This is a genomic window from Ruegeria sp. AB8 (assembly GCF_056542605.1).
Genome location: NZ_JBQGAB010000005.1, coordinates 46,474 through 68,780 on the forward strand (window position 1 = coordinate 46,474; position 22,307 = coordinate 68,780).

At 58.8% G+C, this 22,307-nt stretch carries 23 protein-coding genes and 1 pseudogene; 12 read left to right on the plus strand and 12 right to left on the minus strand.

Annotated elements, in window-relative coordinates; all coding sequences use genetic code 11:
* Positions 1 to 9: 9 nt before the first annotated feature.
* The 3 genes from ACR0CG_RS06720 to ACR0CG_RS06730 all read right to left on the minus strand — a co-directional run bounded on the left by ACR0CG_RS06720 (position 10) and on the right by ACR0CG_RS06730 (position 2,980).
* Positions 10 to 1,290: a TRAP transporter large permease gene (locus tag ACR0CG_RS06720; RefSeq protein WP_480523586.1), complete on the minus strand. Its 1,281-nt coding sequence runs from the start codon at positions 1,288 to 1,290 to the stop codon at positions 10 to 12.
* On the minus strand, positions 1,287 to 1,892 hold the full coding sequence (locus ACR0CG_RS06725) for a TRAP transporter small permease (RefSeq protein WP_480523588.1): 606 nt from the start codon (positions 1,890 to 1,892) through the stop codon (positions 1,287 to 1,289). The genes ACR0CG_RS06720 and ACR0CG_RS06725 overlap by 4 nt, the downstream gene beginning before the upstream one ends.
* A 71-nt stretch (positions 1,893 to 1,963) precedes the next feature.
* Positions 1,964 to 2,980, minus strand: coding sequence for a TRAP transporter substrate-binding protein (locus tag ACR0CG_RS06730; protein ID WP_480523590.1), 1,017 nt, complete (start codon positions 2,978 to 2,980; stop codon positions 1,964 to 1,966).
* A 135-nt stretch (positions 2,981 to 3,115) separates the two neighbouring features.
* On the opposite strand from ACR0CG_RS06730, the gene ACR0CG_RS06735 reads away from it, so the two are divergent.
* From ACR0CG_RS06735 to ACR0CG_RS06750, 4 genes and pseudogenes are all read left to right on the plus strand, one after another.
* The gene (locus ACR0CG_RS06735) at positions 3,116 to 4,012 is read left to right on the plus strand and encodes a LysR family transcriptional regulator (RefSeq protein ID WP_480523592.1); all 897 of its coding nucleotides are present in this window, start codon (positions 3,116 to 3,118) and stop codon (positions 4,010 to 4,012) included.
* A 187-nt stretch (positions 4,013 to 4,199) separates the two neighbouring features.
* Positions 4,200 to 5,276, plus strand: a pseudogene (locus ACR0CG_RS06740) (NAD-dependent epimerase/dehydratase family protein).
* 19 nt (positions 5,277 to 5,295) lie between these two features.
* A complete protein-coding gene (gene maiA / locus ACR0CG_RS06745) occupies positions 5,296 to 5,934 on the plus strand; it encodes a maleylacetoacetate isomerase (protein WP_480523594.1) in 639 nt (212 codons plus the stop codon).
* A 92-nt stretch (positions 5,935 to 6,026) separates the two neighbouring features.
* The gene (locus ACR0CG_RS06750; RefSeq protein ID WP_480523595.1) at positions 6,027 to 6,368 is read left to right on the plus strand and encodes a DOPA 4,5-dioxygenase family protein; all 342 of its coding nucleotides are present in this window, start codon (positions 6,027 to 6,029) and stop codon (positions 6,366 to 6,368) included.
* On the opposite strand, the gene ACR0CG_RS06755 is transcribed toward ACR0CG_RS06750, so the two are convergent.
* Positions 6,365 to 7,993 (minus strand): acyl-CoA synthetase, encoded by a 1,629-nt coding sequence (locus ACR0CG_RS06755; protein WP_480523597.1) that lies wholly within the window; start codon positions 7,991 to 7,993, stop codon positions 6,365 to 6,367. The genes ACR0CG_RS06750 and ACR0CG_RS06755 overlap by 4 nt on opposite strands.
* 51 nt (positions 7,994 to 8,044) lie before the next feature.
* Here ACR0CG_RS06755 and ACR0CG_RS06760 point away from each other — a divergent pair, with 51 nt between their 5' ends.
* Positions 8,045 to 8,170: a hypothetical protein gene (locus ACR0CG_RS06760; RefSeq protein WP_480523599.1), complete on the plus strand. Its 126-nt coding sequence runs from the start codon at positions 8,045 to 8,047 to the stop codon at positions 8,168 to 8,170.
* 38 nt (positions 8,171 to 8,208) lie between these two features.
* On the plus strand, positions 8,209 to 9,600 hold the full coding sequence (locus tag ACR0CG_RS06765) for an aminotransferase family protein (RefSeq protein ID WP_170616061.1): 1,392 nt from the start codon (positions 8,209 to 8,211) through the stop codon (positions 9,598 to 9,600).
* 100 nt (positions 9,601 to 9,700) lie between these two features.
* Here the strand turns inward: ACR0CG_RS06765 and ACR0CG_RS06770 are convergent, their stop codons facing one another.
* The 4 genes from ACR0CG_RS06770 to pyk all read right to left on the minus strand — a co-directional run bounded on the left by ACR0CG_RS06770 (position 9,701) and on the right by pyk (position 12,578).
* Positions 9,701 to 10,216, minus strand: coding sequence for a GNAT family N-acetyltransferase (locus ACR0CG_RS06770; RefSeq protein ID WP_170816066.1), 516 nt, complete (start codon positions 10,214 to 10,216; stop codon positions 9,701 to 9,703).
* A gap of 153 nt (positions 10,217 to 10,369) precedes the next feature.
* Positions 10,370 to 10,735 carry a 50S ribosomal protein L20 gene (gene rplT, locus ACR0CG_RS06775; RefSeq protein ID WP_152457001.1) on the minus strand — a complete coding sequence of 122 codons (366 nt, stop codon included), beginning with the start codon at positions 10,733 to 10,735 and terminating at the stop codon, positions 10,370 to 10,372.
* Positions 10,736 to 10,749: 14 nt separating this feature from the next.
* A complete protein-coding gene (gene rpmI / locus ACR0CG_RS06780) occupies positions 10,750 to 10,950 on the minus strand; it encodes a 50S ribosomal protein L35 (protein ID WP_088632295.1) in 201 nt (66 codons plus the stop codon).
* 182 nt (positions 10,951 to 11,132) lie between these two features.
* The gene (pyk, locus tag ACR0CG_RS06785) at positions 11,133 to 12,578 is read right to left on the minus strand and encodes a pyruvate kinase (protein WP_480523602.1); all 1,446 of its coding nucleotides are present in this window, start codon (positions 12,576 to 12,578) and stop codon (positions 11,133 to 11,135) included.
* Between the two features lie 118 nt (positions 12,579 to 12,696).
* Between pyk and ACR0CG_RS06790 the strand changes: the two genes are divergently transcribed.
* The 3 genes from ACR0CG_RS06790 (at position 12,697) to ACR0CG_RS06800 (ending at position 14,189) form a co-directional block, all read left to right on the plus strand.
* Positions 12,697 to 13,434 (plus strand): N-formylglutamate amidohydrolase, encoded by a 738-nt coding sequence (locus ACR0CG_RS06790; RefSeq protein ID WP_480523604.1) that lies wholly within the window; start codon positions 12,697 to 12,699, stop codon positions 13,432 to 13,434.
* An 87-nt stretch (positions 13,435 to 13,521) separates the two neighbouring features.
* Entirely contained in the window at positions 13,522 to 13,761 is a 240-nt protein-coding gene (locus ACR0CG_RS06795) for a DUF6868 family protein (protein ID WP_170682117.1), read from the plus strand.
* A gap of 113 nt (positions 13,762 to 13,874) precedes the next feature.
* Positions 13,875 to 14,189: a DUF1244 domain-containing protein gene (locus tag ACR0CG_RS06800; RefSeq protein WP_480523607.1), complete on the plus strand. Its 315-nt coding sequence runs from the start codon at positions 13,875 to 13,877 to the stop codon at positions 14,187 to 14,189.
* A gap of 39 nt (positions 14,190 to 14,228) precedes the next feature.
* Here ACR0CG_RS06800 and ACR0CG_RS06805 read toward each other — a convergent pair whose 3' ends face one another.
* The 3 genes from ACR0CG_RS06805 to dgcN form a co-directional block, all read right to left on the minus strand.
* Entirely contained in the window at positions 14,229 to 15,089 is an 861-nt protein-coding gene (locus ACR0CG_RS06805; RefSeq protein ID WP_480523608.1) for a D-amino-acid transaminase, read from the minus strand.
* A 10-nt stretch (positions 15,090 to 15,099) separates the two neighbouring features.
* Positions 15,100 to 16,065: an N-acetyl-D-Glu racemase DgcA gene (dgcA, locus tag ACR0CG_RS06810; RefSeq protein WP_480523610.1), complete on the minus strand. Its 966-nt coding sequence runs from the start codon at positions 16,063 to 16,065 to the stop codon at positions 15,100 to 15,102.
* Positions 16,066 to 16,141: 76 nt separating this feature from the next.
* The gene (gene dgcN, locus ACR0CG_RS06815; RefSeq protein WP_170616045.1) at positions 16,142 to 17,143 is read right to left on the minus strand and encodes an N-acetyltransferase DgcN; all 1,002 of its coding nucleotides are present in this window, start codon (positions 17,141 to 17,143) and stop codon (positions 16,142 to 16,144) included.
* Positions 17,144 to 17,438: 295 nt separating this feature from the next.
* Between dgcN and ACR0CG_RS06820 the strand changes: the two genes are divergently transcribed.
* On the plus strand, positions 17,439 to 18,401 hold the full coding sequence (locus ACR0CG_RS06820; RefSeq protein ID WP_480523611.1) for an L-malyl-CoA/beta-methylmalyl-CoA lyase: 963 nt from the start codon (positions 17,439 to 17,441) through the stop codon (positions 18,399 to 18,401).
* Between the two features lie 100 nt (positions 18,402 to 18,501).
* Here the strand turns inward: ACR0CG_RS06820 and ACR0CG_RS06825 are convergent, their stop codons facing one another.
* Positions 18,502 to 19,344 (minus strand): IclR family transcriptional regulator, encoded by an 843-nt coding sequence (locus ACR0CG_RS06825; protein WP_480523613.1) that lies wholly within the window; start codon positions 19,342 to 19,344, stop codon positions 18,502 to 18,504.
* 265 nt (positions 19,345 to 19,609) lie between these two features.
* Here ACR0CG_RS06825 and ACR0CG_RS06830 point away from each other — a divergent pair, with 265 nt between their 5' ends.
* Both ACR0CG_RS06830 and ACR0CG_RS06835 read left to right on the plus strand, forming a co-directional pair.
* A complete protein-coding gene (locus tag ACR0CG_RS06830; RefSeq protein ID WP_480523824.1) occupies positions 19,610 to 20,560 on the plus strand; it encodes an MBL fold metallo-hydrolase in 951 nt (316 codons plus the stop codon).
* Between the two features lie 134 nt (positions 20,561 to 20,694).
* A complete protein-coding gene (locus ACR0CG_RS06835; protein ID WP_480523615.1) occupies positions 20,695 to 22,305 on the plus strand; it encodes an FAD-dependent oxidoreductase in 1,611 nt (536 codons plus the stop codon).
* Positions 22,306 to 22,307: the final 2 nt, after the last annotated feature.

The following is a 22,307-nucleotide window of genomic DNA, read 5'->3' on the forward strand; positions in this document are numbered from 1 at the left end:
TCTTATGGTTTAGCGATAGGCCAGTTCCGGCAGGAACAGGGCGATTTGAGGGAAGGTTATCAGCAAGCCCGTCACGATCAAAAGGATGATCAGGAACGGGGGTACTCCGCGTACCACCTCGACAAAGGGGCGGCGGAAGACCGCGATGGCGGTGAACAGGTTGCAGCCAAAGGGTGGCGTCGCCGCTCCGATGGCAACCTGCAGCGTGATCAGCACACCGACCAGAACCGGGTCCAGCCCGCTGGCCTTGATCATAGGCGCGAAGATCGGAACCAGGATCAGGATCACCACGATCGAGTCCACAAACATGCAGCCAACAAAGAAGGCCACGTTGACTGCGAGTAGCACCATCAGCGGGCTGGCGCTTTCCAGACCCAATGCTGCGATGATGGTCTGCGGTACCTGCGCAAAGCTGAGCGTCCAACTGAACGCCGCGCCTGCCGCAATCAGGATGAAAACGACCGAGGTGATGGCACCGGTGGACAGCGCGATATCGAAAAGATCTCCGATTTTGATCGAGCGGAAGATCACGACCTCCAGCACGACCGCATAGAGAACGCAAATCGCAGCAGCTTCGGTCGGGGAAAAGACGCCGCCATAGATACCGCCCACGATGATCGCTGGAAAACCCATCGGCCATAGCGCTTTGCGCAGGGCGGTAAAACGCTGCACCCAGCCCTCGCGCGGCAGCACGGGGATGTCATGGCGATAGGCGTAGACCATGCAATAGGCCGAGAACAGCGCCAGGATCAGCAGCCCTGGCAGGATACCCGCGATGAACAGTTGCGAGATCGAAGTGCCTGACACGACGCCATAAATGATCATGCCGATCGACGGCGGGATCAGATAGGCAAGGTCGGCGGCGTTCACGATCAGACCGATCGAGAAACTGTCGCTGTAGCCCGATTTCAGCATCCGGGGGCGCATCGCGCCGCCGATGGCCACAACCGTCGCCTGTGTCGAGCCACAAACCGCGCCGAACAGTGCGCAGGCAGACGTAACCGAGATGGCCAGCCCGCCCTTGATATGACCCATGAAGCTCATCACCAGGTCAATCAGCCGGTTGGCGGAATGACCGCGTGTGATGATGTCAGCGGCCAGAATGAACATCGGCACCGCGATCAGCGCAGCCGGTTTCACACCCCCGATCATCTGTTGGATCAGAATCTGCATGTTCATGTCTGGGAAATAGACGAGAAACCCAAGCACCGCCGCCGAGATCAGCGGCATTTTCATCGGGAAGCCTGCCAGCAGCAGGACGATCATGACGACCAGCATCAACTCGGTCATTTGCCTGCCTCCTTGGAATCTTCGAATTTCTTGATGGCCGCCGCGGTCTCGGGGTCTTCGTAGCTGTCGACCTCTAGGTACGAGACGTAGACCTCCTCCTCGGCGAAATTCAGGTTGCGGATCGCGGTCAGCAGGTATTGGAATGAAGCCAGCGCAAGTCCGATCACCACCCAGACATAGGTCAGGTACAGCGGCAGCTGCAGCGCCGGGGTTATCCGCCCGCGCGAGGCGACTTTCTGAACATATTCAAGCGCGTACCAGGCCAGTACCGCCATGACGACTGCGGTGGTGGCGGCAATCACCACCATCAGACCCTTGCGCAGTTTGATCGGCAATGCGTCATAGATCGCCGACATGCGGATGTGGATACCCTTGCGGGTGGCATAGCCCAGCCCCATGAAGGTGACGATGACGATCAGGAACTCGTTCAGTTCCTCAGAGAAATAGATGGACTGGTTGAACACATACCGGCCAAAGACATTGACGATTGTGTTCAAGGCCATCAGGATGATCCCCCAGCCCAGGATGCAGACTTCGATCCGTCCGATGACGGCGTCGATCTTTCCCAGAAAGCCGAAGGGAGTGGTAGTGCCGCTGTGCATGAAGTCCTCCCTTTTTGAAGCCTCACGCGCAATACGCGTGAGGACGTTTTATATGAGTGGTTGGGGAGAGGTTAGTTGGTAGCCAATTCCGCCTGCAGCGCGTCCAGCAACTCCTGGCCGCGGGAACCGACGGTATCAACAAAAGTCGCCGAGGTGTCGGTGCTGCGCGCGCGGAACGCATCACGCTCTTCTTCGGTCAGAACAACCAGACCGATGTCAGGCTTGGCTTCCTTGATGATGTCCAGACGCTGCTGGTTGAAGTCGGTGACAACGCCATCGATGAACCCGGTCATGTCGGCCATGGTGTCACGTACCAGCTGCTGGCGGTCCGGGCTGAGGGTTTCAAACCAGTCCGAACCGGCCACAACTGTGGTGACGAGCTCCTGCTCGCCAGCCCAGATCAGGTGGCTGGTGACTTCATAGAACTTCATCTCTTCGATGGTCGGGATCGGGTTGACCTGACCATCAACAGCACCCAGTTGCAGCGCCCCGAACACTTCGCCAAACGGCAGCGGCGTCGGGCTTGCACCCATGTTCTTGTAGGTTTCCAGCAGGATCGGCGACACCATCACGCGCATCTTGAAGTTGTCGAAGTCTTCAGGCGTGCGGATCTCGCGGTTGGTGGTCCAGACCTGCGGGCCTTCGGAATACATCGTCAGAACTTCCAGACCGCGCTGGCGGAAATCATCATTCATCGGGCCGTATATGGTTTCCGAGCTGCTCAGGATGTTCGAGATTGCAGCCGGGTCGGACGGCAGCAGGTAGGGCAGCAGGAACACCTGGCTTTCCGGCACAACAGTGCCCAAGTTGCCGATCGAGACATTGGTGAATTGGATGATGCCATCGGCGGCCTGCTCGACTGTTTCTGTCGGCGTGCCCAGCGTGCCCATAGGATAGACGGTCACGGTCACGTCACCATTCGTCGCGGTTTCGATGCGGGATTTGAACTCCTGCGCATAGGCATCCATGATCGAGCCCGGAATTTCCTCGATGGCGAATTTCCAGTCTTCCGCCAGCACACCAATGGGCGCCAGCCCGAGCAGCGCGGCGGCCGCAGTTGTTCTTAGGGTACTAAGAGTAAAAGCCACGCGAATATCCTCCCGTTTCGCTTAGTCAGTTGCTTCTGAGGGAGATCACATCACGGTTCCTTTCATTAAAAAATATCATACTGTAAATGTTGACATAAGGATTCTTCATGCAATGACCTCAGTGAGGGCTGATCGTTGAAACTGCTGAGAAATACACTTCTGGAGACTTTTGTTGCCGTGGTCGATTGCGGTGGATTCACCGATGCGCAATATGCGCTAGGTATCACCCAATCAGCCATCAGCATCCGAATCCGCGACCTGGAAGCTGCGCTGGGTTACCGGGTCTGCGAACGGGGGCGCGGCGGTTTCTGGCTGACGGAACGCGGCGAGATTGCTTACAAAAAGGCCAAAGACATATTGCGGAGCGCGCGTGATTTTGATGCCGAACTGCTGGGGCTTCGAAATACGATAGCCGGCGATTTGAGGATCGGCGTCGTGGACGCTGTCAACTCGTTGGCCGAGCTGAACCTGGCAGAAGCCCTCAAGCGATTTCTGGATCGGCCAAACGAGGTGCAGTTGGAAGTCGTCGTTGCCTCACCAACAGAATTGACGCAACGGTTGCTGACCGGGGAACTGCATGTGGCAATTGCGCCATTTCGCAATCAGGTTGCCGAACTGACCTATTACGAACTGTGTCAGGAAGAACATCGGCTCTACTGCGGCCGAGACCATCCATTGTACGACCAGCCCGACAACAAGATCGATCTCGACGTCATCTCGCAACATCAGATTTGCCAGCGGTCCTACGGCATGCTGGTATCGCCAGAACTGCAATCCCAGGAATCCAAAGCGGTCGTGGCGAATATGGAGGCGATGGCGACATTGATTGAAACCGGCCATTTTCTGGGGCCGCTGCCTGTTCACTTTGTGGAAGGCCTTGGGCAAAACGGCCGTCTGAGAGAACTTGCGCCTGAAAGACTGCACTGGACCTCGACATTCTACCTCGCAACGCGATCTTCCAGCCTGCACAGACAGGCCGTTGAACTTTTTGTGGCGGACGTGCTCCGGTCATGCGGGGCATTTAAAACCTAAATGCACTTGCCGTGTAGCTAGTATTTGGGCTCACCTGCCTCAACACATGCCGGCACCTGCCGGCTCCAGGACAACGCCTGAGACGTTGAATTTTCAGGCCGGTTGCACCCGGCACATCCGGGCTACATTGCGAAATTCGCCTGAATGAACTAGTGACGCGCCATCTGTAGACATGGTGGATAGCTTAATGAAGATTCTGATCACGGGGGGCGCGGGTTTTATCGGGTCGCGGCTGAGCGCTGAACTTGTTCAGCAAGGGCATGACGTCACGATTTTCGACTCGCTGCACCCACAGGTTCATTTCCAGAACGAGACCAATTTCAGGATCGCCAAATCCTCGGGCGCCGGGATGATCGTGGGCGACGTGCGTTCGCGCGACGACATGCAGCGCGCCATGTCGCAGGTCCGGCCCGAGTTCATCTTCCACCTGGCCGCCGAAACCGGCACCGGCCAGTCCTTTGACCACCCGACCCGGTACAACGAGGTCAACATCATCGGCACCACCAACCTGATCGAGGCGGTGCGCGCGGCCGATACCCCGGTACGCCGCATCATTCTGACCGGCTCGCGCAGCGTCTATGGCGAGGGCGCCTGCGTGGACGCCAACAACGTCCTTGTGCCTGCGGTCGCCCGCACCAGCCAGGACATGTCGAACGGAGACTTCCTGCCGAAATCGGCCAGCGGCGAAACCCTGACACCGGTGCCGACCAATGCCGATACCTGCCCGGTGGCACCCGCCTCGATCTATGCCTCGACCAAGCTGATGCAGGAATACCTGCTGACCCAGGCCTTCTGGGGCACCCCGACCGAGGTCGGCATTCTGCGCCTGCAGAACGTCTATGGCCCGGGGCAGTCCATGTCGAACCCCTATACCGGCGTGATCTCGATCTTTGCCGACTAGATCATGCAGGGCAAGACGCTCAACATCTTCGAGGACGGCGACATCACCCGCGATTTTATCTATGTCGACGACGTTGTGCGCGCCTTTGCCAGCACCGTCGCGCTGGACAGCTTCTCGGATCAGATCGTGGATATCGGCGCAGGCGAGGCGGCGACCATCATCGACGTGGCCCGGCAACTGATCGACCTTGTCGGGGACGCGCGCAACGGCGTCCAAGTCACCGGCGATTTCCGCGCCGGCGACATTCGCTATGCTCTGGCCGATATCTCGAAGGCACGCCGCCTGCTGAACTGGTCCCCACAGGTCTCCGTCAGGGACGGCCTCAACCAATTCAGCATATGGGCAAAAAAGGAGCAGGGGTGATTTGGCAGCGGAGACGAGGATGAGTGACGTCGTTCTTTATGACTACTGGCGGTCATCGGCCAGCTACCGGGTTCGGATCGCCCTTAATCTGGCTGGCATCCCCTATCGGTCGGAAATCGTCGATCTGGTTGCGGGCGAACATAAATCCAAGGCCCACCTGTCCCGGAATCCGCAGGGTTTCGTTCCTGTTCTGGAGATTGACGGCCTGCGGCTGACCCAGTCTCTGGCAATCCTTGAGTATCTCGATCAAACGCGAAATCTGGGGCTGCTGCCAGCTGACGCAGGCAAACGTGCCAAAGTTCAGGCCCTGGCGCATTCCATTGCCGTCGACCTGCATCCCGTCTGCAATCTTTCCGTCGCGCGCCATGCCACCACGCTGAGCGGCGGGGCCGGTGACATGCCCGACGACTGGATGCGTCATTTCATTCGCCCCGGTCTGCTGGCGTTTGAAGACCTGCTGGGCGGGTTCGATCAATCCCCGTATTGCACCGGAGACGCGCCCGGTCTGGCCGATCTGTGCCTGATGCCGCAGATGTACAATGCGCGCCGCTGGCAGGTCGACCTGAGCGGAATGCCCCGAATCCTGCAAGTTGAGGCCGCGTGCACCAAACACCCGGCGTTTGCAGCGGCATATCCTGACGCGCACGCCCCAGCCTGATTCAGCGCACAGTCTCTGTGTGTTTGACAAGGATGGCTAGGAAGCCGTGCAGCCGGTACACTTTGGCCAGTGAATGATGATCGAGGCCCTATATGACTGAAATTACCGGCTATCACGCCCATGTCTATTTTGACGCGGATACACAGGAATCTGCCCGGCTTGTCTGTGAAGAAGCCGCGCGCCTGTTTCCCGTTCAGGTGGGCCGAATGCATGCGCGCAATGTCGGCCCCCACCCCCGGTGGAGTTGCCAGTTGGGCTTTGGGCCGGAGACATTCGACCAGGTCATTCCCTGGCTTATGATAAACCGCAGGGGTTTGACCGTGTTCACCCACCCCGAGACCGGCGACCATCTGAGCGATCACCGTGACCGCGCGATCTGGATGGGAGAGATGCTGCCTCTCGATCTGTCCATTTTCGATGACGCCAGGACCTAAGAGAGCTCTCGCGCCTGATCGCGCAGCTTGAATTTCTGGATCTTGCCGGTCGAGGTCTTGGGCAATGCGCCGAAAACTACCGTTTTGGGCGCTTTAAAATGGGCCATGTTGTCCCGGCAGAAAGTGATAATTTCAGCCTCAGTTGCTTCCCTGCCCGGCTTCAGTTCGACAAATGCACAGGGTGTTTCGCCCCACTTGTCATCCGGGCGCGCGACCACTGCCGCCTCCATCACGGCGGGATGCTTGTAAAGGATCCCCTCAACCTCGACGGATGAGATGTTTTCGCCCCCCGAAATGATGATGTCCTTGGATCGGTCCTTCAACGCGACATAGCCGTCGGGATGCATCACCCCAAGATCGCCCGAAGCGAACCAACCGCCCCGGAACGCCTTGTCCGTGGCATCCGGGTTTTTCAGGTACCCTTTCATCACGACGTTGCCCTGCATGAAAATCTCACCCATGGTTTCGCCATCGGCCGGAACAGGTTCCAGTGTTTCCGGATCCGCGACCATCAGGCCGGACAGCGCCGTGTATTTCACACCCTGCCGCACCTTCAGCGCAGCGCGTTCATCCGCGCCCCTCTCATTCCATTTCTCTTTCCACGCACAGACAACCGAAGGGCCATAAGTCTCGGTCAGCCCGTAAACATGGGTCACTTCGACGCCCATGGCCTCCATCTTTTCGATGACGGCGGCTGGCGGCGGCGCACCGGCGGTCATCACCTTGATGGGATGATCAAAAACCTTGAGGTGGTCCGGGGCATTGGCCAGCATGTTCAGAACAATGGGGGCACCGCAGAAATGGGTTACTTTCTCCTCTCGGAACGCGGCATAGATCGGCTCATCCCGCACTGCACGCAGGCAGACCGAAACCCCGGCATTGGCCGCCATGGCCCATGGGAAACACCACCCGTTGCAGTGAAACATCGGCAGGGTCCACAGGTACACCGAGTGTTTCGGCATGTCCCAGTCCAGAATATCCGATTGCGCGTTCAGGGCGGCACCCCTGTGGTGGTAGACGACGCCCTTCGGGTTTCCGGTCGTACCGGAGGTATAGTTCAGCGTGATGGCGTCCCATTCATCTGCCGGCAACGACCAGTTGTAATGCGGATCACCCGTGGCCAGAAAATCACCATAGGTGACTGATCCGATCTTTTCGCCGCCGGCAAAACTTGGGTCTTCTATGTCGATGACCAAAACCTCGTGATCGACCTGTTTCAACGCCTCGTTGACCACGCCTGAAAACTCGGGATCCACCAGCAGAACCTTGGCTTCGGCATGGTTCAGGATGAACGCAACGATCGGAGCATCCAGCCGGGTGTTGATCGCGTTCAGCACTGCCCCTGCCATTGGCACGCCAAAATGCGCCTCGTACATTTCAGGCAGATTGGCCGCTATGATCGACACCGTATCCCCCTGCCCGATTCCGTGCGCCGCGAGCGCGCCGGCAAGCTGGCGGCAACGCGTGTACGTTTCCTCCCAAGTATACCTGCGATCACCGTAAACCACGGACGGATAATCCGGGTAAACCTGCGCCGTCCTTTCGATAAAGCTGAGCGGAGACAACGGTGTGTAGTTCGCGCCGCTTTTATCCAGATGGCGGGTATAGATGTTGGTGCCTGACATCCGCTGGTCCTCCCAATTCGTGCCGGTAGACTTCACCACAAAGACAGGGCTGTGCAAATCCGTAAAAATACGCTGGCCTATGCTCTGGAGATACGGGATGATGCGATCTGGCCCTATCTACAAAGCACCTTTCAAGGTGATCTGGGCTATCGGAAACACTTCCCGGGACAGGGCTGATTTCGCCGCCGGGCACTGCATTTTGGAAAGGACATGTCATGGACGGCACGTTCAACGAAAACGATCTTTCGCGCGTAGTCGAAGCCGACCGCGCCCATATCTGGCACCATCTGCTGCAGCATAAACCTTTTGAAACCAGTGACCCGCGCATCATTGTCGAAGGCAAGGGCATGCGCGTCTGGGACCAGAAAGGCAAAGAGCATCTGGATGCCGTGTCCGGCGGGGTCTGGACGGTCAACGTAGGCTATGGCCGCGAATCGATCTGCAAGGCGGTGTACGACCAGCTGATGAAGCTGTGCTATTTCGCCAATACCGCAGGTTCGATTCCCGGTTCGATCTTTGCTGAAAACCTGATCGAAAAGATGCCGGGGATGAGCCGCGTCTACTACACCAACTCGGGCTCGGAAGCGAACGAGAAAGCGTTCAAGATGGTCCGGCAGATCGCGCATAAGCGCTATGGCGGCAAGAAGACCAAGATCCTGTATCGCGACCGCGACTATCACGGCTCGACGCTGGCGACCATGTCGGCAGGCGGTCAGGACGAGCGCACCGCGCAGTATGGTCCGTTTGCGCCTGATTTCGTACGCGTTCCGCACTGCATGGAATACCGCAAGCACGAGCTGGACGGCGCGCCCGAGGAGAACTTCGGTGAATGGGCCGCAAACCAGATCGAAGAAGTGATCCTGCGCGAAGGTCCCGACACCGTTGGTGCGCTGTGCCTTGAGCCCGTGACCGCAGGCGGTGGCGTGATCGAAGCGCCGGAAGGCTACTGGCAGCGTGTGCAGGAGATCTGCAAGAAGTACGACGTGCTGCTGCATATTGACGAGGTCGTCTGCGGCGTCGGCCGGACCGGCACATGGTTCGGCTATCAGCAATACGGAATCAAGCCGGACTTCGTGACCATGGCCAAAGGCGTTGCCTCGGGCTATGCGGCGATTGCCGTGATGGTCACCACCGAGGAAGTCTTTGACCTGTTCAAGGACGACGCATCCGATCCGCTGAACTACTTCCGCGACATCTCGACCTTTGGCGGCTGCACCGCAGGTCCGGCGGCCGCGATCGAGAACATGCGCATCATCGAAGACGAGAACCTGCTGGGCAACTGCACCGACATGGGCAACCGCATGATGGGCAACCTGCAGGCGCTGATGGAAAAACACAAGGTGATCGGTGACGTGCGCGGCAAGGGCCTGTTCCTGGGTGCCGAACTGGTAACCGACCGCGCCACCAAAGACCCGATGGACGAGAAACGCGTTCAGGCGGTTGTGGCCGACTGTATGGCGCAGGGCGTCATCATCGGGGCCACCAACCGCTCGATCCCCAGCCGCAACAACACGCTGTGCTTCTCGCCCGCGCTGATCGCAACGGCGGATGACATTGACCAGATCACTGACGCCGTTGACGGCGCGCTGGGGCGTGTGTTCGGGTAAACAGACCCGAGGTGATTTGCAAATTGAGCCGGCGCTTTTAGCGCCGGTTTTTTTTGACCACAAACTGGTTTCTTGTCAGCAAAAACCGCAGGGCCAGCCATTATTCGGAAAGCGCATCCAGATTGATTTTCATGAGAACAGCGTTTGCCGAGTTTCCTGCATCCCTTGCGCGATCATCTAACTGGAACCCGCTCGCCCGATAAAGGGCCAGAGCTTCGTGGTGGCGCGGCAGGGCGCTCAGCGTCATGGTTCTGAAGCCCATTTCCCGTGCCCGCCGTTTGAGTTCCTGGACCAGAGCCCGGCCTACCCCCAGCCCCCGCGCGGTTTCGCGAACGAACATCCTGTTCATTTCGCAAGTCCCCTCTCCGAGATCCTTCAACATCAGAATTCCGATCGCTTGCCCATTATTGACGGCAAGCAGGCATTCCCCTTTTGGCGGGCTGAAATGGATCAGCACATCTCGGATCTGCTCATCAAACTTCTGGTGTTTGAGGTAAACATCAATATCTGCCGCCATTTCCGGATAGCGTTCGCGCAGCCAGTCCGTGAACTCGTATGCCAACGAATAAACGGCATCTGCTTGTGTTTGGGTTCTGACAGCCTGAATTTCCAGCATCGCTCCCTCCAGAGCCCCAGCTTCAGCCCAGCATAAGACAAGAATTTCCCGGTCAGAAGGTGTTACTTGCTGGAGATGCCCAAAATTCACCGCAACGAGAAAAAAGGCCGCCCCAATGGGACGGCCCTTTATTCACTGTCTCTTGAAAGAGGATCAGGCAGTCAGAGCAGCCTGAGCTTTGGCGACGATCGCGCCGAACGCTTCCGGTTCGTGCACGGCCAGGTCGGCCAGAACTTTGCGGTCCACTTCGATACCGGCCAGGTTCAGGCCGTTGATGAAGCGGGAATATGTCAGTGCCTCGTCATGCGAACGGACAGCAGCATTGATACGCTGGATCCACAACGCGCGGAAGTTGCGCTTGCGGTTCTTGCGGTCGCGGGTTGCGTACTGGTTGGCCTTGTCGACGGCCTGACGGGCAACCTTGAAGGTGCTCTTGCGGCGGCCATAGTAACCTTTGGCGGCCTTGATAACCTTCTTGTGACGGGCGTGAGTTACGGTTCCACCTTTAACGCGGGACATCTCTTAATCTCCTCTTAGCGGTCGTAGGGCATGTAGCCCTTGACGATCTTGGCGTCGGGGGCGGACAGGGTGGTGTTGCCACGGGCGTCGCGGATGAATTTCTTGGTCCGCTTGATCATGCCGTGCCGTTTGCCGGCCTGGCCAGCAAGGACCTTACCGGTCGCAGTCACCTTGAAGCGCTTCTTGGCGCTCGCTTTTGTCTTCATCTTAGGCATTTCCGTCTCCTTTTCCGGGTTCGGTTTCAAACGCGACTCGGCATGCCATCTCGGCCGGTCACGCGATCAGAAGCGCCGTTTACGCAAGTTCGGCCATACTGGCAAGGGGGGTTCGACCAGAATCTTCGCTTTTCCGGCCCGGCTCAGGCACCCCGGCGACATGCCGGGGCATCGTTATCTCTTCAACCGGGGTCGGTGTTGTAGATCAACCGTTCGTCACAAGGGGCAATGCGCAGAATATTGGTGGTGCCCGGCACGTTGAACGGCACCCCTGCGGTAACCACGATCTGATCGGACTCGGACGCAAACCCACCGGCGCGGGCAGCACGGGCCGCGTTGACCACAGCACCTTTGAACCGCTCAAGCTCGGGCGTCATGACACAATGGCAGCCCCAGCTCAGGCACAGGCGCCGTGCGGTGCCTCGGGCCGGCGTCATGGCGATGATCGGAACACCGGGGCGCTCACGAGCGGTCAGCAAGGCTGTTGTGCCGCTTTGGGTAAAGCAGCAGATGGCCTTGATATCCGTCTTTTCAGCAATCTCGCGGGCGGCGGCGACGATACCGTCGGCGATCGTCGTCCCCTTGGCCGAACGCGAGGCCGCGATGATCTGCGTGTAGGTCGGGTCGGCCTCGACCTCGATGGCAACCTTGTTCATGGTCTGAACCGCCTCGACAGGGTAATCCCCGGCAGCGGATTCCGCGCTGAGCATGATGGCATCGGTACCCTCATAGATCGCCGTGGCCACGTCCGAAACTTCGGCGCGCGTCGGCATCGGGCTTTCGATCATGCTTTCCAGCATCTGCGTGGCCACAATCACCGGCTTGGCCGCGGCCCGGCATCTGCGTACCAGTCGTTTCTGGATCGGGGGCACAGCCGACACCGGCAATTCAACGCCCAGATCGCCGCGTGCGACCATGATCCCATCAGACGCATCGAGAATGTCCTCGAATGCCTCGACAGCGGCGGGCTTTTCGATCTTGGACAAGATCGCGGCACGGCCATCGGCCAGCGTGCGCGCCTCATAAACGTCCCGTGCCCGCTGCACGAAGCTGAGCGCCAGCCAGTCCACGCCCAGTTGGCAGACAAATTCTAGATCGTCACGGTCCTTGGCCGACAGGGCCGCCAGTGGAAGCACCACGTCCGGCACGTTCACCCCCTTGCGGTTCGAGATCGTACCGCCGACCTCGACCGTGCAATTGGCGAAATCCTGACCGCAATCGGCAACGATCAGACGAATTTTGCCATCGTTGACCAACAGGCGCGCACCCGGTTCCAGTGCGGCGAAAATCTCGGGATGCGGCAGGCAGACACGGTCAGCATCACCAGGCGCCGGATCCAGGTCCAACCGGAACGCGGCCCCTTCCTGCAATTCCTCTTCGCCATTGCCGAACACACCGACCCGCAGCTTCGGGCCTTGAAGATCGGCCAGAATCGCGATCGGGCTTTCCAGGTCCTTTTCCACCTGCCGGATGATCCGGTGCCGTTCGCGGATTTCATCATGGCTGCCGTGGCTCATGTTCAGGCGGAAGACATCCGCTCCGGCTTCGTGCAGGGCGCGAATGGTGTCATAGTCGTTGGACGCCGGCCCCAGCGTCGCCACGATTTTCACATTTCTCAGGCGTCGCATCGGTCTTGCTCTCCTCGATGACTCAATGTTACCGCAAACAGTGCTTGGATGTGCTTATTGCGCAATTCCCTTTCCGAAGCAACTGCCCTACACCTGCGGCAAACTTGATGACAGGCTCATGACGTACACTCCGTTTTTCATTCACGGCGAGGATCGCCCGTCCCGCTGGCTGATCACCTGCGACCATGCAACCAACACCGTACCGCCCGAAATCAACGGCGGAGACCTTGGCCTGCCGCGTGAGGATATGGAACGTCACATCGCCTATGACGTAGGTGCCTACGAGGTGTCGAAACATCTGGGCGAAATTCTCAACGCTCCGGTGATCGCCGCCAATTTCTCACGTCTGGTGATCGACCCGAACCGCGGCGAGGACGACCCGACGCTTCTGATGAAGCTCTATGACGGTTCGATCATCCCCGGCAACCGCCACGCGGACGCGGCCGAAAAGGAACGCCGCCTGAACATGTGCTACCGCCCCTATCACGAGGCGCTGGCGCAGTTGGCGGCCCTGCCGCACGCGGTGATCGTGTCGATGCATTCGTTTACGCGTCAGTTGCGGGGCCGCGAACCGCGCCCCTGGCATATCGGAATCCTGCACACGCCGGATGAACGTTTCTCACGTCCGCTGATCAACCGGCTCGAGGCAGAGCGCGATTTGTGTGTTGGCGTTAACGAACCCTATACTGGAGTTCTTCCCGGCGATGCGATCAATAAGCACTGCACCAACTTCGGTCGCCCGAACGCGCTGATCGAACTGCGCAATGACCTGATCGCAGACCATGCCGGACAGCGTGAATGGGCCGAACGTCTGGCCCCGATCTTGCAAAGCGCCTTGGAAGACAGCGACCTGTGACGTTGGGTCACCTCGGGCCGTTTCCCGACCTCACGTCATTGTGAGCACACCTCTCGAACCCCATATATTACGGGAAAGGAGACGACCATGACTCAGGAAATCCTGACGACCGTCTTCGGCTGGATGACGGTCCTGAACATCGCCCTTTTGGGCTTTACCACATTGATGATCATAGTCCTTCAGGACTGGATCGCGGGGATTCACGGCCGGATGTTCCAGATGGAACGCGCCGACGTGAAAAGGGCATATTTCAGGTATCTCGCCAACTACAAGATCCTGACAATCGTATTCTGCCTGATGCCCTGGCTGGCGTTGAAACTGGCATGAATTCGATTTCAAAGGCTGGGAGGGGTCCGTTAGGCCCTTCCTGTTTGTTGTAACAAAGCCGCCGGATTGTTAGGTCAGGCTCGGAACACAAGACAATCACTCGGAGCCATCTCATGGACAAGCAAACCGAAATCGAACTTCAGGCTGCGGCCTTCCGCCGGTTGCAGAAGCACCTGATGGAAGACCGCACCGATGTGCAGAACATCGACATGATGAACCTTGCCGGGTTCTGCCGCAACTGCCTGTCGCGCTGGTACCAGGAAGCCGCCAATGAAAAAGGCATCGAGATAGGTAAGGACGATGCCCGTCAGATATTCTACGGCATGACAATGGATGAGTGGAAAGCCAACCACCAAACCGAAGCCAGCCCCGAGAAACAAGCCGCCTTCAAAGTCGCCTTCGAAGAAAATGTCACCAAGAAAGGCTGACGCCTGAAAAAAGGCCCGCCGATGCAGCGGGCCTTTTCTTCAGATCGCAGCCTTGCGGCTTTCGTCCAGATAGATCTCGCGCAAACGCTTGGCAATCGGACCCGGCGTTCCGTCGCCCAACGCCACACCGTCAATCTCGACGACGGGCATGACAAATGCACTGGCCGAAGTGGTGAAAGCCTCATCCGCCTCTTTGGCTTCGTCGATGGTGAACAGCCGCTCTTCGATTTCCATCTGCGCTTCTGCCGCCATGCGCAGCACGGCCTTGCGGGTAATGCCGTGCAGAATGTCGTTGGACAGCGGGCGGGTGACGATCTTGCCGTTCCTGACGAAATAGGCGTTGTTGCTGGTGCCTTCGGTCACGTAGCCGTCCTCGACCAGCCACGCATCGTCACAGCCCGCTTTCTTGGCCATCATCTTGCCCATCGACGGATACAGCAACTGCACGGTCTTGATGTCGCGGCGGCCCCAGCGGATATCCTCAATCGAAATGATCTTTGCACCCTTTTTCGCGGCCGGGCTGTCGGCCAGACCCGGCTTGTTCTGAGTGAACAGAACAAGGCTGGGTTTGGTATCCGCAGAGGGGAACACAAAGTCCCGGTCGCCGTCCGATCCGCGGCTCACCTGAAGGTAAATCAGACCGTCATCAATGCCATTCAGCTCCACCAGCTTTCGGTGGATCTCAAGCAGTTCTTCCTTGGTGCAGGGCTCGGCCATCTCCAACTCGTCCAACGAACGTTTGAGGCGCACGGCATGACCTTCGAAATCAATCAGCTTGCCGTCCAGAACGCTGGTGACTTCGTAAACGGCGTCTGCAAACAGAAAGCCTCGGTCAAAAATGGATACCTTGGCCTCGGTCTCGGGCAGGTACTCGCCATTCACGTAAACGGTGCGGGTCATGTATGTCTCCTCAGCCCCAAAGTGCCGCCACGGGCGGGTGAACTCCGGCGTCATCAAAAATCAGCGGGTTGTCGCGGTCTTCGGCCAACAGAAGCGGACCGTCAAGGTCCGTTACCATCGCTCCCTGCGCCAGCAATGTCGCAGGCGCCATCGCCAGCGAACTGCCGACCATGCAGCCAACCATCACGCGATAACCTTCGGCCAGTGCGTGTTCGCGCAACGCCAGCGCCTCTGTCAGACCTCCGGTTTTGTCGAGCTTGATGTTGACCACGTCATATTTGCCCTTCAGCGCAGGCAGGCTGGCCCGGTCATGACAGGATTCATCAGCACACACAGGTACCGGGCGGTCCATCCCGATCAGTGCCTCATCATCACTTGCAGGCAACGGCTGTTCGACCAGCGCCACACCCAGACGCACCAGATGCGGGGCAAGATCAGCATATACCTCAGCGGACCACCCTTCATTGGCGTCCACGATGATTTTTGCGTCAGGCGCGCCAGCGCGAACGGCTTCAAGCCGCGGCATGTCGTCCGGAGTTCCCAGCTTGATCTTCAACAGCGGCCGGTTCGCGTTTTCGGCCGCCTGCTTTTGCATCGCCTCAGGCGTATCCAGCGACAGCGTGTATGCCGTGATTTCAGGTCCCGGAATCGGCAAACCGGCCATTTCCCACACACGCTTGCCCGCGCGTTTTGCCTCCAGGTCCCAAAGCGCGCAATCAACCGCATTCCGCGCGGCACCAGCGGGCAGCAAACCAGTCAGCGCCTCCCGGGATATATTCGCAGGCAAACCCGCGATCTCGGCCTCAACCGAATCCAGCGTTTCGCCATACCGGGCGTATGGCACGCATTCGCCCCACCCCTGATGCGTCCCGTCCGAAATCCGAACGGTCAGCACCCTCGCCTCGGTTCGCGACCCGCGCGAGATGGTGAAGACCTGCGCCAGCCGAAACACATCGCGAGAAACTTCAATCTGCACGAACACGCTCCTTCATCTTTTTCCAAATACTCCCGCCGGAGGCAGAACAGCGCCTGCCGCCGGCGAAACGTTCAGATCACAACGCAGCCAGCGCGTCCACCAGCTTGCCCGACCCAAATCGGAACGGGTCCGTTGCCGGCAGGCCCATGTCGGCTTCGATTCTGGCCAGATAAGCGGTCGCATCTTCCTCGGACATGTGCTGAGTGTTGACCGATACGCCTACAACCTGACAGTCCGGGTTCGCCACTTTCGCAAGTGCCAGCGCCGTGTCGCGCAGGTCTTCCAGACTCGGCAGCTGGTAAGTCGGCAAGCCGCGCATATGCTCGCGCGTCGGTTCATGGCTCAGGATCAGCGCGTCAGGCTGGCCGCCGTGGATCAAGGCCATGGTCACACCCGAATAGGACACGTGGAACAGGGATCCCTGCCCTTCGATCAGGTCCCAGTGATCCTCGTCATTGTCAGGTGTCAGCCATTCGACAGAGCCCGCCATGAAATCCGCAATGACGGCGTCCAGCGGCACACCGTCACCAGTGATGAGGATCCCTGTCTGACCGGTTGCGCGGAAGGTGGATTTCATGCCGCGCTTGCGCATTTCAGCATCCATCGCCATCGCCGTGTACATTTTGCCCACCGAACAATCCGTCCCCACGGCCAAGCAGCGCTTGCCCTTGCGCTTGATGCCGTTGGCAATCGGGTAGTCCACCTCGGGCACCCGGACATCATGCAGCGTGCGCCCGGTGGCTTCTGCCACGGCAACCAGATCGGGCTCATCCCGCAACAGGTTGTGCAGACCCGAAGCCAGGTCAAACCCTTCCTCCAACGCCATGACCAGAACTTTTTTCCATTCCTGGCTGATCACACCGCCACGGTTTGCGACCCCGATCACAAGTGTCTTGGCACCAGCCTCACGCGCTTCGACCAAAGACATGTCGGTCAGACCCAGATCGGCCTTGCAGCCTTCCATCCGATACTGGCCCACGGCATTCTCCGGTCGCCAGTCCTTGATGCCAACAGCCACTTTGGCCGCCAATTGGTCGGGCGCATCGCCCAAAAACAGCAGATACGGTGTTTCGATCATCGCCATGCACTCCTTTGATTCCGGCGCAGGCTAAAGAACGCAGCAAACGAGCGTTTCGCATTTTCGCCCGGACGCACCCCACGCAATAGGATTATCTTGCATTAACCCGCAGAATTTCGGGACAATCTTGCAAGTTTTCAAACTGATTAAACTTTAGTCACCGTCAACGCACCGATTTTCGGCGAATGCTGCAACAGCATTGCCGCAGCTGCACAAAGGCGCTTGCGCCTGACCGCGCAATTTAATACCTCATTGAGCAAGAATACCGCAATTTCCTTTCTCGCACGAGGTCCCGATGAGCTTTCGCATCCAACCCGCCGCCCCTGCACGCCCGAACCGCTGCCAATTGTTCGGGCCGGGATCGAACACCAAGCTGTTCCCGAAAATGGCCGCTTCGTCTGCGGATGTCATCAATCTGGATCTTGAGGACTCGGTTGCCCCGACCGACAAGGATGCAGCCCGTGCCAACGTGATCGAGGCGCTGAACACCGTCGAATGGGGCTCCAAATACATGTCCTTACGCATCAACGGGCTGGATACTCCCTATTGGTATCGTGATGTCGTGGATGTGCTGGAACAGGCCGGTGACCGCCTGGATCAGATCATGATCCCCAAAGTGGGCTGCGCCGAGGACGTCTATGCCGTGGATGCCCTTGTCACCGCCATCGAACGGGCCAAAGGGCGCACCAAGCCGATCAGTTTCGAAGTCATCATCGAATCCGCTGCCGGTATCGCGCATGTCGAGGCCATTGCCGCGTCCTCTCCTCGTTTGCAAGCGATGAGTCTTGGTGCCGCTGATTTTGCAGCCTCGATGGGCATGCAGACAACCGGCATCGGCGGAACGCAGGAAAACTACTACATGCTGCGCGAGGGCGAAAAGCACTGGTCCGACCCGTGGCACTGGGCACAAGCCGCCATCGTCGCCGCCTGCCGGACCCATGGGATTCTGCCGGTGGACGGGCCGTTCGGCGATTTTTCGGATGACGAAGGCTATATCGCGCAGGCGAAACGTTCGGCCACTTTGGGCATGGTCGGCAAATGGGCAATCCACCCCAAGCAGATCGCTCTGGCCAATCAGGTGTTCACCCCGTCAGACGAAGCTGTGTCCGAAGCGCGTGAGATTCTGGCGGCGATGGAACAGGCAAAAGCCAATGGTGAAGGTGCAACGGTCTACAAGGGCCGCCTGGTCGACATCGCCTCAATAAAACAGGCCGAAGTCATCGTCGCACAGTCCGAACTGATCGCCGCAAACGGCTGAACGTCATCTCTTTTTCGATGTAGTCTTTTGATAATGCGCCTCCCATCAAAGGAGGTGCATTTTTTTGTACCCTCGCCAAGCCTTCGGACCACGCGCCCGCCTACCCGTTGTCGGATACCGCTCCGTTGTCTATCGCTTCGGGATACCGGCCGCCGCGCAACAATGTCAGTCGCTTGGCGGCCTTCCTGACATTTTCCTCGATGATGCTCTGATGCGCCTCGGTCGCCCGAACGGCGGGCAGAGCCACGGCCACGGCCCCGCAAACCTTGTTGCTGGGGCCAAAATACGGGGCCGCTATTCCGATCACACCTTCCTCGAACGTGCCGCTTGAAATCGAAAGGCCTGTCCGACGGATCTGATCCAGTTGCTGCCGGATTGCAGCCGCATCGGTTTGGGTTTGCGTCGTATGCGACTGCAAGGCGCCCCCTTCAATAAACGGCTCGACAAAGGCAGGGGCCGCGAAAGCCAGATAGGCCAGCCCCGAGGCCGTCGCGTGCAACGGCAGCGACTCGCCTGATCCTATGATAACCCGGTTCATGCTTTTGCTTTCGATCGTGGCGATATTGGCCAGCGTTTGGCCCGCGATGCGCGACGCATGCGCCGTTTCGCCCGTGATCGCATTCAGATCCCGCAACACGATCTTTACCGCATCGACAAGCGGAAAACTGGCCTCGCGCAATTGGGAAAACCGCAGAAACGCGGGGCCCAGATTGAACAAACGTGTTTCCTCGTCCTGTTCGACAAAGCCCTTGGATTCCAGCGCGGCTAAAAACCGCATCGTTGTCGCCTTGTTGTAACCGGACAATTTCGAAAGCTCGCTCAGGCCGATACGGTGGCGTCTTTCATCAAAAAACTCCAGCAATGACAGCGCCTTATGTACTGTTGATGGGCCTTCCGCCATGTCACCTCGCAAACCAGACCTGATGATCCTTACCCCATGCATGAATAGCTTGACAGAGCAGAAGGTCAAAGCAATATTTGATCCATCGGCTCAATATTTGAATTGACGCGCAGCGCAAGAAGAAGCAAATAGACGTCAGCGGACGTGTCGATCTGTCTCAGATCAAGGCGGCAGAACCCGTCGTTGGCGTATTCGCATGTCAGGGCGAAGGCAGCACAGGCTGACCGCCCGGATCGTAACTTATGGGACCCACCCGCCGCGCTGCGGTTATTGCTGTGCGGATGACGGAACGTCAAAGGAACAGGAAATGGCCAAGGCATTCGCCTCGCAGGGCGATCTGAGCGAAAAGAAAATCACCTTCGATGAAATCGGCGACGGGCTGTACGCCTTTACCGCCGAGGGGGACCCGAATTCCGGTGTCATCGTCGGCGATGACAGCGTGATGATCGTCGAGGCACAGGCCACACCGCGTCTGGCAAACAAGGTTATCGAATGTGTCCGATCCATTACTGACAAGCCGATCAGCCACGTGGTGCTGACACATTATCACGCCGTGCGCGTTCTGGGTGCCAGCGCCTTTGACGCCGGGCAGGTGATCATGTCGAACGCAGCCTACAACATGGTTCTGGAACGCGGGCAGGAAGATTGGGACAGTGAATTCCAGCGTTTTCCGCGCCTGTTCGAAGGACATGAGAGCATTCCGGGCCTGACCTTCCCGACAACGACCTTCTCGGACGGCATGACCGTGTTCCTGGGCAAACGCCGCGTCGACATCAAACAGATCGGTCGCGCCCATACGGCAGGCGACGCCATCATTCACGTGCCGGATCACAACGTGATGTTTACCGGCGATATCGTCGAATATCACTCGGCCTGCTATTGCGGCGACGGGCATTTCGCCGACTGGGGTCAGACCCTGGACAACATCAAGGCCTATGACGTGGACGCCATCGCACCGGGGCGCGGCGATGCGCTGGTTGGAAAGGAGATGGTGGAAAAGGCCATCGAAAACACCCGCGACTTTGTAGACAGCACCTACCGGCCTGTTCGCAGGATTGCTGCCCGCGGCGGATCGCTGAAAGAGGCATGGGATGCCGTGCGCGCCGAATGCGACCCGAAATTTTCCGATTACGCGATCTATGAACACTGCCTGCCCTTCAACGTCGCCCGCGCCTATGACGAAGCCCGCGGTATCGCCCATCCCCGCATCTGGACCGCCCAGCGCGATCTTGAAATGTGGGAAGCCCTGCAAGGCTGACGAACTGGGGCCGGTTTGATTCAGATCGTGGCGACCCGAATCAGACGGTGAAACTATTGACCTGACGCTCTGGCGCCTGCGCGCCAGGGTTCGAATTTCTGCGCCCTGTTGCGCAACACCTGGGGAGAGAGCCTGTGAACAAGATTTTCGAAGACCCTCTTTATGCATACGAGCCCAGCCCGGATCAGACCGCGCCGACACCGGTGCGTCACAAGGTCATTGTTGTCGGCGCGGGCCCGGTCGGGTTGGCCGCTGCCATCGATCTTGCACAGCAAGGGGTCGAGGTTGTGGTGCTGGATGACAATGACAAGGTCAGCTTTGGCAGCCGGGCCATCTGTTTCGCCAAGCGTCCGCTGGAAATCCTCGACCGGCTGGGATGCGGTCAGGCGATGGTCGACAAGGGCGTCGTCTGGAACAAGGGCAAGGTGTTCTTCGATGACCGGCAGGTCTACAACTTCGATCTGCTGCCCGAGGACGGGCATCAGCGCCCGGCTTTCATCAATCTTCAGCAATATTACTTCGAGCAGTTTCTGGTCGAGCGGGTTCGCGAAATGCAGGCGCAGGGCGCACCGATCCAGATCCGGGGCCGCAACAAGGTCGAGGCGGTCGGCACCCATCCCGATCACGTCAGGCTTGAGGTGGAAACGCCCGAAGGCTCGTACACCATCGAAGCGGATTGGGTGATCGCCTGCGACGGGGCCGGATCGTCGATGCGGGCCATGTTGGGCAAGGACTTTGTTGGCCGTGTGTTCGAGGACAACTTCCTGATTGCCGACGTGATCATGGAGGCCGACTTCCCGTCCGAGCGCTGGTTCTGGTTCGATCCGCCCTTCAACAAGGGGCAATCCGCGTTGCTGCACAAACAACCGGACGGCGTCTGGCGCATCGACCTGCAACTGGGCTGGGACATCGACAAAGAGCGCGAGAAGCGCCCCGAAAACGTCATCCCGCGTCTCAAGGCTATGCTGGGCGATGATGTCGAGTTCGAGTTGGAGTGGGTCAGCATCTACACCTTCCAGTGCCGCAGGATGGAACAGTTCCGCCATGACCGGGTGATCTTTGCCGGCGACAGCGCGCATCAGGTCAGCCCGTTTGGCGCGCGCGGTGCCAACTCGGGCCTGCAGGACACGGACAACCTGTGCTGGAAACTGAAGCTGGTGATCGACGGTCTGGCTCCGGAAACGCTTCTGGACAGCTATGATATCGAACGTATCCACGGGGCGGATGAGAATATCCTGAATTCGACCAGGTCCACGGATTTCATCACACCGAAATCCCAGATGTCCCGCATCATGCGCGACGCGGTGCTGGATCTGAGCGAACATTATGAATTCGCCCGTCCGATGGTGAACTCCGGTCGGTTGAGCGTTCCCTGCACCTATGATGGCTCGCCCCTGAATTCGGCGGATGCGCTGAACGGGCCGGCTTCGACCCGTCCGGGCTCGCCCTGCCCAGATGCGCCATTGGGGGACGGCTTCCTGCTGCCGAAACTGGCCGGGAAGTTCACCCTGATGACCATTGATGCCGATGCCCCGGATGAGATCGAGGTGGACGGTATCACGGTTTCGCGCCTGGCCCTGTCGATCAAGGACGACCGGACAATGGCCCTGAAGCGCCGCTATCTGGGTGATGCGCCGCAGGGGGTCTATCTGATCCGGCCAGATCAGCACGTGGCGGCGCGACGCGACACCTACGAAGAAAACGCATTCCGGCATGCGGTCCGCCGCGCCACAGGTAAGGAGTAATC

What these genes read in the sequence shown, in the direction of transcription:
- ACR0CG_RS06720 (WP_480523586.1), bottom strand. Translation starts at nt 1,290, where the DNA reads ATGACCGAGTTGATGCTGGTCGTCATGATCGTCCTGCTGCTGGCAGGC.
- ACR0CG_RS06725 (WP_480523588.1), bottom strand. Translation starts at nt 1,892, where the DNA reads ATGCACAGCGGCACTACCACTCCCTTCGGCTTTCTGGGAAAGATCGAC.
- maiA (WP_480523594.1), top strand. Translation starts at nt 5,296, where the DNA reads ATGAGTGACGTCGTTCTTTATGACTACTGGCGGTCATCGGCCAGCTAC.
- ACR0CG_RS06750 (WP_480523595.1), top strand. Translation starts at nt 6,027, where the DNA reads ATGACTGAAATTACCGGCTATCACGCCCATGTCTATTTTGACGCGGAT.
- ACR0CG_RS06755 (WP_480523597.1), bottom strand. Translation starts at nt 7,993, where the DNA reads ATGTCAGGCACCAACATCTATACCCGCCATCTGGATAAAAGCGGCGCG.
- ACR0CG_RS06765 (WP_170616061.1), top strand. Translation starts at nt 8,209, where the DNA reads ATGGACGGCACGTTCAACGAAAACGATCTTTCGCGCGTAGTCGAAGCC.
- ACR0CG_RS06770 (WP_170816066.1), bottom strand. Translation starts at nt 10,216, where the DNA reads ATGCTGGAAATTCAGGCTGTCAGAACCCAAACACAAGCAGATGCCGTT.
- rplT (WP_152457001.1), bottom strand. Translation starts at nt 10,735, where the DNA reads ATGTCCCGCGTTAAAGGTGGAACCGTAACTCACGCCCGTCACAAGAAG.
- rpmI (WP_088632295.1), bottom strand. Translation starts at nt 10,950, where the DNA reads ATGCCTAAGATGAAGACAAAAGCGAGCGCCAAGAAGCGCTTCAAGGTG.
- pyk (WP_480523602.1), bottom strand. Translation starts at nt 12,578, where the DNA reads ATGCGACGCCTGAGAAATGTGAAAATCGTGGCGACGCTGGGGCCGGCG.
- ACR0CG_RS06790 (WP_480523604.1), top strand. Translation starts at nt 12,697, where the DNA reads ATGACGTACACTCCGTTTTTCATTCACGGCGAGGATCGCCCGTCCCGC.
- ACR0CG_RS06795 (WP_170682117.1), top strand. Translation starts at nt 13,522, where the DNA reads ATGACTCAGGAAATCCTGACGACCGTCTTCGGCTGGATGACGGTCCTG.
- ACR0CG_RS06800 (WP_480523607.1), top strand. Translation starts at nt 13,875, where the DNA reads ATGGACAAGCAAACCGAAATCGAACTTCAGGCTGCGGCCTTCCGCCGG.
- ACR0CG_RS06805 (WP_480523608.1), bottom strand. Translation starts at nt 15,089, where the DNA reads ATGACCCGCACCGTTTACGTGAATGGCGAGTACCTGCCCGAGACCGAG.
- dgcN (WP_170616045.1), bottom strand. Translation starts at nt 17,143, where the DNA reads ATGATCGAAACACCGTATCTGCTGTTTTTGGGCGATGCGCCCGACCAA.
- ACR0CG_RS06820 (WP_480523611.1), top strand. Translation starts at nt 17,439, where the DNA reads ATGAGCTTTCGCATCCAACCCGCCGCCCCTGCACGCCCGAACCGCTGC.
- ACR0CG_RS06825 (WP_480523613.1), bottom strand. Translation starts at nt 19,344, where the DNA reads ATGCATGGGGTAAGGATCATCAGGTCTGGTTTGCGAGGTGACATGGCG.
- ACR0CG_RS06830 (WP_480523824.1), top strand. Translation starts at nt 19,610, where the DNA reads ATGGCCAAGGCATTCGCCTCGCAGGGCGATCTGAGCGAAAAGAAAATC.